Source organism: Streptomyces sp. NPDC001027, from assembly GCF_040299045.1.
In the GTDB taxonomy this organism is placed as follows: domain Bacteria; phylum Actinomycetota; class Actinomycetes; order Streptomycetales; family Streptomycetaceae; genus Streptomyces.
The window spans coordinates 1-4,930 of the sequence record NZ_JBEPBI010000393.1 but is presented as its reverse complement, the minus strand read 5'-3'; the positions used below and the strand labels follow the sequence as shown (position 1 = coordinate 4,930).

At 74.1% G+C, this 4,930-nt stretch carries 5 protein-coding genes and 1 pseudogene; 5 read left to right on the top strand and 1 reads right to left on the bottom strand.

The annotated features are described in order from the left end of the window. The 5 genes and pseudogenes from ABT300_RS41355 to ABT300_RS41335 all read left to right on the top strand — a co-directional run. Nucleotides 1–227 (top strand): annotated as a pseudogene (locus ABT300_RS41355) (MFS transporter); the annotation flags it as partial. 164 nt (nucleotides 228–391) lie between these two features. Next, complete coding sequence (locus ABT300_RS41350; RefSeq protein WP_351687557.1) at nucleotides 392–2,113, top strand: SpoIIE family protein phosphatase; 1,722 nt, start codon at nucleotides 392–394, stop codon at nucleotides 2,111–2,113. A gap of 200 nt (nucleotides 2,114–2,313) precedes the next feature. After that, complete coding sequence (locus ABT300_RS41345) at nucleotides 2,314–3,237, top strand: GNAT family N-acetyltransferase (RefSeq protein WP_351687555.1); 924 nt, start codon at nucleotides 2,314–2,316, stop codon at nucleotides 3,235–3,237. A 106-nt stretch (nucleotides 3,238–3,343) separates the two neighbouring features. After that, nucleotides 3,344–3,766 carry an ATP-binding protein gene (locus ABT300_RS41340; RefSeq protein ID WP_351687552.1) on the top strand — a complete coding sequence of 141 codons (423 nt, stop codon included), beginning with the start codon at nucleotides 3,344–3,346 and terminating at the stop codon, nucleotides 3,764–3,766. Nucleotides 3,767–3,922: 156 nt separating this feature from the next. Further along, on the top strand, nucleotides 3,923–4,372 hold the full coding sequence (locus tag ABT300_RS41335; RefSeq protein ID WP_351687549.1) for an ATP-binding protein: 450 nt from the start codon (nucleotides 3,923–3,925) through the stop codon (nucleotides 4,370–4,372). 51 nt (nucleotides 4,373–4,423) lie between these two features. Here ABT300_RS41335 and ABT300_RS41330 read toward each other — a convergent pair. Further along, on the bottom strand, nucleotides 4,424–4,930 hold a 507-nt coding region (locus ABT300_RS41330; protein ID WP_351687546.1), incomplete at its 5' end, for a sigma-70 family RNA polymerase sigma factor.

Below are 4,930 nucleotides of genomic sequence, written 5' to 3'. Positions count from 1 at the left end.
CCCTCTGCCTGCAACGTGCCCCGCACGCGGCGGGCAGCGCCTCCGCCCTGCTGGGCACCGCCCAGTTCCTCCTGGGCGCCCTCGCCCCCGCGCTGGCCGGCCTCGGCGGCCGGTCCACCGCCCTGCCCATGGCCGCGTCGGTCCTCGGCCTCGCCCTGGTCGCGGCCGGCTGCTTCCTCGCCCTGTGCCGCCCCTGGCAGGCCGCCCCCGATCCACTGGCCCGATGAGCCGCCCGGCCGGGACGCGCCCCCGGCCGCTCCCCGGAGCCGGCACGTCCCGACCCGGCGGGGCGGGCCGCTGCTCGCGGCGGCTTCGTTTCGCGCTGCCGGGGCAGTCGGGAAGCGGATACCGTCGAGCGGGCGTGCCGGCAGTGAGCTGAGGAGATCTGGGCATGGCAGGAGGACCGGAGCAGGACGAGAGCCAGCGGCGACGGCCCCTGGCCGCGCCTGTGACCGCGCCGGCCGGCGGGCTGGAGGCCATCGGGACCGGGGCTTACGTCGTGGACGAGCAGGGCCGCATCCTCGCCGTCAACGCGCGCGCCGAGCAGCTGCTGGGCCGGTCCGCGGCGGATCTGCTCGGCCATGACGCGCACGACCTGCTGCACCGGGACGCCCACGGCCAGCCCCTGCCGAGAAGTCAGTGCAAGATGCGGCAGGCGTTCCACGCCGGGCGCACCGCGCAGACCCGTGAGGACTACTTCGCGCGCGGGGACGGCTCCCTGCTGCCCATCTCGTGGCTGATCACCCCGTTCGTCCTCGCGGACCGCGAGCGCAGCACCCTCGTCCTCTTCCACGCCCTTCATTCCGAGGAGGACGGCGTCCGGCCCGAACCGGCTCCCGCGCTGCTGCCGGAGTTCGAACGCCTCGCGCTGCTGGCCGCGACGACCACTCAGCTGACGTCCACCCTCGATGTCGAGGAGGCACTGCGGCGGCTGGTGAGTCTGGTGCTGCCACGGCTGGCGGACTGGGTCATCGTCGACCTCATCACGGAGCGCGACGAGGTGTGGCGCACCGTCGTCGTCGAGGCGGACGGCGGCGAGCTGGTGCGCCACGAGGAACTCCAGGGTCCGATGCCGCCGATCCCCGAGGAGTCACCGATGCCCCTGTCGAGGGCGCTGCGCGGGGTCGCCTCGACCCTGGCCGGCCCGCAGACCTACCAGGGGGCGCCGGACTCCGGCATCGCGGTCGAGCAGCGCCGTCTGTTCGAGGCCACCGGCGTGCACTCCGCGGCCATCGCGCCCATCCGCAGCACGCGCGCAGTCCTCGGGGCGTTGACCCTGGGGCGCGCCAGGCAGCCGGGGGACTTCCACACCACCGATCTCCCCCTGCTCGAGGACATCGCCCGCCGTACCGGGCTCGCCCTGGACAACGCGCGCCTCTACCAGCGTCAGCGCAAGGTCGCCGAGACCATGCAGAACCACCTGCTGCCCCAGATGCCGCGCGTCCCCGGCCTGCAGATGACGGTCCGCTACCTGCCCGCGCCCGACGCCTCGCAGGTGGGGGGCGACTGGTACGACGCCTTCTCCCTGTCCGACGGCGCCACCGCGCTGGCCGTCGGCGACGTCGTCGGCCACGATCTGGAGGCCGCGGCCGGCATGGCGCAGGTGCGCAACATGCTCCGCGCCTACGCCTGGGCTCTGCACGAGCCGCCCAGCCAGATCGTGGCCCGTCTCGACGAGGCGGTCATACACATCACCGACGTCGCCATGGCCACCTTGATCCTCGCCCGGATCGAAGCGGCCGACGACGGCCACTGGCGGCTGTCGTGGACCAACGCCGGCCATCCGCCACCCCTGTTGATCACTCACGACGGCCTGGCCGAATACCTGACCGGTGGACACGGCATCCTCCTGGGCACCGGCGTGCGCAAACCCCGCACCGACGCCACCGTGCTGTTGCCGCCCGGGTCCACCCTGCTTCTCTACACCGACGGCCTGATCGAAGAACCCGGCCACACCCTCGACGAGGGCCTGCACCGACTGCGCCGGCACGCCGCCGCGCTCGCCCACCGTCCGCTGGCCTCCTTCGCCGACCAACTGCTGCGCCGGGTCCGCCCCGCCGCCAACGACGACGACGTCGCCCTCCTCGCCCTACGGGCTCCGGCACGGGCCTGAGGCGCGCCCCGGCCGGGCGGCCGCGGCGCCGGGTCGCCGGGTCGCCGCGGCGCCCTCCAGTCGCAGGACGACGCACGCACCCCGCTGCCCGACCTGGTCGCCCGAGCGCTCACCGCCGCCTTCGGCGAGCGCCCCGCCGAACCCGGGGCCCCTCGCAGGGCGGCAACTCGCCTTCCTGAACGTGCCGTTAGTGTGCTCACGTGACAGCATTCGCCCTCCTCGACGACACCGCCGCATGGCAGACCGACTTCGACCGGAGCCGACGCGCCTCCTACACGGCGGCCGGTCTCGGCGCCGCCGCGGCGGAACGCATGCTGCGGGACGCCCGCGGCGACGCCGGTGACTGGACGGTCGCCGAGATCACGGACGCCGGGATCCGGGTCGGATACGTCGCCGTGGCCGTCGCCGACGCCGACACCGCCCCCGTGGGTCGCATAGGCGACCTGCGCGTCGACGCCGCCCATACGGGCCGGGGGCACGAGCGGGCGGCCCGGGAGTGGGCCGAGGAGTGGTGCGCGCGACGCGGCGCGAGCAGGGTGGAGACACGGCTCGCCGAGCCCGCCGGCGAGCTGTTCGACGGTTACCGCGTCCGCGGCCAGCTCAGGGCGCGGCGTCTCGGCGCCCCGGCGACACCGCCGGCCGGCGTCACCGCGCGGCCGATGACGCCGGCCGAGTTCCCCGAGTGGCTGGACTCGGAGCAGACCGCCTACGTCTCCGACATCGTCCGCGCGGGAGCGCTGAGCCCCGAGGAGGCCGTGCACAAGTCGGACCGTGACTTCGCCGAGCTGCTGCCCGAAGGCCTGACGACGCCCGACCACGCGTTCCTGGTGCTCGAGGCGGCCGGTGAGCGCATCGGGGCCGGCTGGTTGCGGCACCGGCATCTTCCGGGCGTCACCTACGGCTACTCGCTGCACGTGCAGGAGCGGCATCGCGGCAAGGGGTTCGGACGGGCCGCGATGGCGGCGGGCGAGCAGGCCGCCCTCGCCGCCGGTGACGGCGCGCTGATGTTCACCGTGTGGGGCGGCAACGAGGTGGCCATGAGCCTGTACACGAGTGCCGGCTACCGGGTCGTGGAGGAGAGCCGCTCGACCGACCTCGCCCGCCCCGCGGCCCGAGGGGCGTGAGCGCTCCCTCGCGGTGAGGCGCTTCACGCGCGGCGACCTTGGGTCCGGTGTTTCTGGGCAGACGGGACATCGACGACGGTCGGTTCGCTCGGCGCGAGGAGAGACAGTGGCGAAGGACTCATCGCTGAGGGCTGTGGGGTGGGCGCGCTCGCTGCCGCTGAACAGCGGGGCGAAGGCCGCCCGGGACTGGACGCGTGCGCACCTGGAGACGCTGGCGTGGTCGAGGACGGCGCCCGACCTGGTGGATTCCGTGGTGCTGGCCGTGTCCGAACTGGTCACCAACGCCCATCTGCACGCCCACAGCGCGGCGCAGTTGATCCTCACCTGGGACGAGGAGTGCCTGCACGTGACCGTGCACGACGCCTCGCCCCGGCTTCCCGAGCCGCGCGACCCCGGCGCCACGTCCCCCGGCGGGCGCGGTCTGCTGCTGGTCGACGCCCTCGCCGACGACTGGCTGGCCTACCACTGCCCCCGCGGCAAGAAGGTCACCGCCTGCTTCCAACCCCCGCGGCAGCCGGATCCGCGGTGAACGGCGGGGCGTGCGGCTCCGCCTTCGCCCGCCGAGCCGGCCGGTTCATGAGTCGCCCGGCCGCGGGCGCCTCATGAACCGGAGGTCAGCGGGTATCCGCATCACACGACACGACAGCCCCTGACGAACCGACGAGGACGACCCGGGAAGAGTTCTATGGCCACCCCCCTGGAAGATCGGGCATCGCCCGCACGCGAGCCCCTCGCACCCCTGCTGTTCAGCGCCGCCTGGGACGCGCCGGGCGCGTCCATCGCCGAGGCTCGCGCGGCGGTGCGCACGCTGATGGCCCGGGCCGGACACGACCCCGACGAGCGGGCCGGCCAGGACGCCCAGCTCATCGTGAGCGAGCTCGTCACCAACGCACTGCGCCACGCGCCCGGACCGGGCGGGCTGGCGCTGGAAGTGACGCCGGACGCCGCCCTGCTGAGGGTCATCGTGAGCGACAGCTCTCCCCGCCCGCCCGAACTGCGGCCGCAGGACGCCGGCCGGGTCGGCGGACACGGCCTGCGTCTGGTGACGCGGCTGTGCGACCAGCTGCAGACCGTCGCCCTGGAGACCGGCAAACGGGTCGTCGCGCACCTGCGTCTGTACGCGCCCGCCCACTGATCCGACGAGGATCTCGTGGTGGCCGGGCGCCCTCGACGGTCCCCGGCGTGCTCAGCGTTCGGCGAGCATGCCGTCCCGCAGCCGGGCGAGGGTGCGCGACAGCAGCCGCGAGACGTGCATCTGGGAGACGCCGAGGCGTTCGCCGACCTGGGCCTGGGTGAACTCCTCCACGAACCGCATGTGGATGATCTGCCGGTCCCGCTCGTCGAGTTCGGCGATCAGCGGCGCCAGCGCCTGGAAGTCCTCGACCAGCTCCAGCGCCTGGTCCTCGGCGCCGATGAAGTCCGCCAGCGCGGCCTCGCCGTCCTCGCTGCCGTTGATCGCCGCGTCCAGGGACGCCGACGTGTAGCCGTTGGCGGCGAGGCGCGCCTCGCGCACCTCTTCCTCCCCGAGGCTCATCAGCTCGGAGAGCTCCCTGGTGGTCGGCGTACGGCCGAGGCGGCTGCGCAGTTCCTCCGTCGCGCGGGCGAGCTGCACCCGCGCCTCCTGCAGCCGGCGCGGCACATGGACCGCCCAGGTGGTGTCCCGGAAGAACCGCTTGATCTCGCCCACGATGTA